The 4,707-nt window shown below is 71.8% G+C and carries 4 protein-coding genes; all 4 read right to left on the bottom strand.

Annotation, left to right across the window (positions count from 1 at the left end):
• Nucleotides 1-59 precede the first annotated feature (59 nt).
• On the bottom strand, nt 60-1,052 hold the full coding sequence (locus tag ABZ452_RS32340; RefSeq protein WP_357951233.1) for an ABC transporter substrate-binding protein: 993 nt from the start codon (nt 1,050-1,052) through the stop codon (nt 60-62).
• Between the two features lie 136 nt (nt 1,053-1,188).
• The gene (locus tag ABZ452_RS32335) at nt 1,189-1,881 is read right to left on the bottom strand and encodes an L-ribulose-5-phosphate 4-epimerase (protein WP_357951230.1); all 693 of its coding nucleotides are present in this window, start codon (nt 1,879-1,881) and stop codon (nt 1,189-1,191) included.
• The gene (araB, locus tag ABZ452_RS32330) at nt 1,878-3,560 is read right to left on the bottom strand and encodes a ribulokinase (RefSeq protein ID WP_357951228.1); all 1,683 of its coding nucleotides are present in this window, start codon (nt 3,558-3,560) and stop codon (nt 1,878-1,880) included. Before araB ends, ABZ452_RS32335 begins: the two co-directional genes overlap by 4 nt.
• Nucleotides 3,561-3,822: 262 nt before the next feature.
• Nucleotides 3,823-4,707, bottom strand: an 885-nt coding sequence (locus tag ABZ452_RS32325; protein WP_357951225.1) for a substrate-binding domain-containing protein, incomplete at its 5' end; no start/stop codon positions are given.

Raw genomic sequence — 4,707 nt, 5'->3', positions numbered from 1 at the left:
CCCCCCCCCCCCCCCCCCCCCCCGCTTCCGGATGCGGGGTCGCGACCCCCGTGGTCCGGTCAGTACTTGCGGTTGGGCAGTGCTTCCTTCGCCTGCTCCTGGGTGAAGGTGGTCTCCTGGGTCTCGATCCGGGCCGGCACCTCCTCGCCGTTGTGCACCTTCTTGACCAGGTCCATGAGCTGGGGACCGAGCAGCGGGCTGCACTCGGCGATGAAGTTGAACTTGCCGTCGGCGAGGGCCTGCATCCCGTCCTTGACCGCGTCGACGGTGATGATGGTGATGTCCTTGCCGGGCACCTTCCCGGCCGCGGTGATCGCCTCCAGCGCGCCCAGACCCATGTCGTCGTTGTGGGCGAACAGCACGTCGATCTTCGGGTTGGCCTTCAGGAACTGCTCCATCACCTGCTTGCCGCCGGCGCGGGTGAAGTCACCGGACTGGGAGGCGACGATCTTGAGGTTGGGGTTGGCCGCGATCGCCTCGGCGAAGCCCTTCTTCCGGTCGTTCGCCGGCGCCGAGCCGGTCGTGCCCTGCAGCTCGACGATGGTGACCGGGCCGGTGGCGGCCTTCTTCTGCTCCACCAGCCACTCCCCCGCGAGGCGGCCTTCCTTCACGAAGTCCGACCCGAGGAAGGTCTTGTAGAGCGACTTGTCGGCCGAGTCGACGGAGCGGTCGGTGAGGATGACCGGGATCTTGGCGTCCTTGGCCTCCTTGAGCACGGTGTCCCACCCGGACTCCACCACCGGCGAGAAGGCGATCACGTCCACCTTCTGCTGGATGAAGTTGCGGATGGCCTTGATCTGGTTCTCCTGCTTCTGCTGGGCGTCGTCGAACTTGAGGTCGATCCCGGCCTCCGTCGCGGCCTCCTTGATCGAGGTGGTGTTCGCCGTGCGCCAGCCGCTCTCCGCGCCGACCTGGGAGAAGCCGAGCGTGATCTTGCCGTCGTCGCCGCCGCTGCCGCCCGTGTCGCTGTTGCCGCAGGCCGCCACGCCGGTGGCGAGCAGCGCGGCGGCGAGCACCGCGATGACCTTGCGGGACGGCGGGTGTGTCCTCATTCTCTTCACCGCAAATCTCCTCGGGGTAAGCGTTCTGGGAGGCCGCGCGCCCCCGTGGGCGCACGGCCTGCGCTGGTGGTGGTGGGTGGTGCGACGCGGACGGTCCGGGGAACGGCCGCGCGATCGGGGCGGCCCCTCAGGGGCTCGCCGGTGAGGGAGGCCGCTGTCCGTAGGCGTTCTGGTAGCGGTCGTGCAGGGCGTCGACGTCGGCGGGCGCCATCGGCAGCGGCGCGCCGAGCGCCCGGGCCAGGTGCGCCGTGCGGGCGATGTCCTCGCACATGACCGCGGCCTTCACCGCGGCGCGGGCGTCCCGCCCGATGGTGAAGACGCCGTGGTTGCGCATGAGCACCGCCGGCGAGCGGTGCCCGGCGAGGGTCGCCACGATCCCCTTGCCGATGTCCTCGCCGCCGATCAGGGCGAACGGACCGATCGGGATCTCGCCGCCGAACTCGTCGGCCTGGGCGGTGAGGTGGCACGGGATCGACTCGCCGCGGGCCGCCCAGGCGGTCGCGTACCCGCTGTGCGTGTGCACCACCCCGCCCACCTCGGGCAGGGCGCGGTAGACGTAGGCGTGGGCGGCGGTGTCGCTCGACGGCGCGAGGTCGCCCTCGACGACGACGCCGTCGAGGTCGCACACGACCATGTTCTCCGGTGCGAGGTCGTCGTAGTCGACGCCGCTCGGCTTGATCACCATGAGGTTCTGTCCGGGCACCCGGGCCGAGACGTTCCCGGACGTCCACGCGACCAGCCGGTAGCGGGTGAGTTCGGCGTGCAGCCGGGCGATGCTCTCCCGCAGCCGCCGGATCTGCTGACCGGGCTCGGCGCTCATGCGACCACCTCCAGCGGCGTGTCGACCTGTGCCGCCGGTCGTTCGACGGCGGCGTTGCGCAACGCGCGGAGGCGGGACATGACGTCGTTGCCGCCGCGTCCGAAGTGGTCGTGCAGGGTCCGGTACTCGGCGTAGAGCGCGTCGTAGGCCCGCGCCCGCCCGGGATCCGGCCGGTAGGCGTCGCGGTCGACCCGGCCCATCGCCGCCGAGGCCGCGTAGACGTCCGGATAGGCGCCGGCGGCGACCGCCGCGTGGATGGCCGAGCCCAGCGCGGGCCCCTGCGCCGAACCGATGAGGCTCAGCGGCCGGTTGGTGACGTCGCTGTAGATCTGCATGAGCAGCGGGTTGGCCGTCAGGCCGCCGGCCACCACCAGCTCCCGGATGGGCACTCCCGCCTCGACGAACGCCTCGATGATCATCCGGGTGCCGTACGCGGTCGACTCCAGCAACGCCCGGTAGACGTCCGCCGGCCGGGTGGCCAACGTCAGCCCCAGGATGAGACCGCTCAGGTCGTGGTTCACCAGCAGGGAACGGTTGCCGTTCCACCAGTCCAGCGCGATCAGTCCGTGGGCGCCGACCGGCTGCGCCGCGGCCAGCTCGCAGAGCCGTTCGTGCGAGTCGACACCCGCCGGCGCGGCGTGCGCGACGAACCAGCCGAAGATGTCCCCGACGCCGCTCTGGCCGGCCTCGTAGCCCCAGGCGTCCGGGCTGAGTCCACCCTCGACGACACCGCACATGCCCGGCACCTCGGCCAGCTCGGTGCCGTTGACCACGTGACAGGTCGAGGTGCCCATGATGGCGACGAGGTGGCCGGGCACCAGCGCCCGGGCGGAGGCGGCGGTGACGTGGGCGTCGACGTTGCCGGCCGCGACCGCGATGCCCTCGGGCAGGCCGGTCCACGCGGCGGCCTCGGCGGTGAGCGCGCCGGCCCGGGCGCCCATGGGAAGCAGTGGCCCGTCCAGCTTGGCCACGAAGTCGGCGAACCCCGGGTCGAGCGCCGCCAGGAAGTCGCGGGACGGATAGCGGCCGTCCTGGCGGATGCCCTTGTAGCCGGCCGTGCAGATGTTGCGGGTCTCCACCCCGCAGAGCTGCCAGACGATCCAGTCGGCCGCCTCGACGAACCGCGTGGCGCGACGGTAGATCTCCGGGTCCTCGTCGAGGATCTGCAGGCCCTTGGCGAACTGCCACTCGGCGGAGATCTTCCCGCCGTAGCGGTGGAGCCATGCCTCGCGGCGCTCGTGCGCGAGCGCGTTGATCCGGTCGGCGTGCGGCTGCGCGGCGTGGTGCTTCCACAGCTTCACCCAGGCGTGCGGCCGGCTGCGCAGCTCCGGCACCTCGCAGAGCGGGGTGCCGTCGGCCAGTGCGGGCAGGACGGTGCAGGCGGTGAAGTCGGTCGCGACCCCGATCACGCGGGCCGGGTCGATCCCCGCGCCGGCCACGGCGGCCGGCACCGCGTGCCGCAGCACCTCCCGGTAGTCCTCGGGGTCCTGCAACGCCCAGTCCGGTGGGAGCGGCGTCCCGTCCGGGAGCGTGGACTCGATCACCCCGTGCCGGTACTCGTGGACCGCGGTGCCGAGCTCCGCGCCGTCCCCGACGCGGACCACCAGGGCCCGGCCCGACAGCGTTCCGAAGTCGACCCCGACGACGTACCGGTCCCCCGATCCGGTCACTCCCACCACCTCCGCCTGCCTGTGCCGTGGCTCACATTGTTAGCGCTCACATTGGTGGCGGTCAAGGCGTCGACGCAACAGTTCGGTAACCGGCAGGGTCGTTGCCGGGAAGCGCGGTTCGGGGCTCTGCCCACGATCCGTCCGGCGTGCGGGCGCGACGGCCTCGGCGGCGAACACCACGAACCGAGCGATCACCAGCCACGGGAGATCAAGCCCTGTTAGCGGTCACAGCGTCGGCACAACGGACGTGGGCCCGGCCCACCGCGGGCGGTCAGGCCGGCGGGGCGGCGACGCTGTCGCGGGAGACGAGGCTCGGCGCGATGGTCCGCCGCAACTCACCGACCGCGCCGGACTCGATCTGGGCGAGCAGCAGATCCAGACTGGCCCGGGCCACCGCGACGAAGTCCGGCCGCACCGTGGTCAACGGCGGAATGAAAAACGCCGCCTCCGGCACATCGTCGAAACCCACCACACTGATCTCCGCCGGCACCCGACGGCCGTGCTCATGCAACGCCCGCAGCACACCCAACGCGAGGTGGTCGTTGGCGGTGAACACCGCCGTCACCTCAGGCATCCGCGCCAACACCTGCCCACACCGGTAACCCGACGCCGCCGACCAGTCCCCCGCCACCAACGGCGGCACCTCAGCACCCGCCACCCGCAGCGCCTCCCGCCACCCCTCGATCCGCCCCGCACTGTCGAACCAGTCCGCCGGCCCGGACACGTGCCACACCGTGCGGTGACCGGCCTGCAGCAGGTGCCGCGTGGCCGCCCGCGCCCCCGCTACCTGATCCACCGTCACCAGCGGCACCGGCCGACGCGGGTCGCCGTCGACGGTCACCAGGGGAACGTCCTTCGGCAGGTGTTCCAGCGCCTCACCGGCGGACTCGACGGGAGCGATCACCACAATGCCGGCCACCCGATGGGCGAGATGCCGCTCCACGGCGGCGGAGATGGAAACCCGGTCCAGATCCCGCACACTGCCCACCGTGACCGCGAAACCCTCCTCCGCCGCGGTCTGCTCCAACGCCGCCAACAACGACGCCGGCCCATACAACGTCGTGTTCTGCGCCACCACACCAATCACCTGCGACCGACCCGTCACCAACGCCCGAGCCGCCCGATTCGGCCGATAACCCAACTCCACAATCGCCGC

The sequence above is a fragment of the Micromonospora sp. NPDC005707 genome (assembly GCF_040631005.1).
Lineage (GTDB): Bacteria > Actinomycetota > Actinomycetes > Mycobacteriales > Micromonosporaceae > Micromonospora.
This window is presented reverse-complemented; position numbering and strand designations above follow the sequence as displayed.

Coding starts and splice junctions, on each gene's coding strand:
- ABZ452_RS32340 (WP_357951233.1), bottom strand. CDS start 1,052: ATGAGGACACACCCGCCGTCCCGCAAGGTCATCGCGGTGCTCGCCGCC.
- ABZ452_RS32335 (WP_357951230.1), bottom strand. CDS start 1,881: ATGAGCGCCGAGCCCGGTCAGCAGATCCGGCGGCTGCGGGAGAGCATC.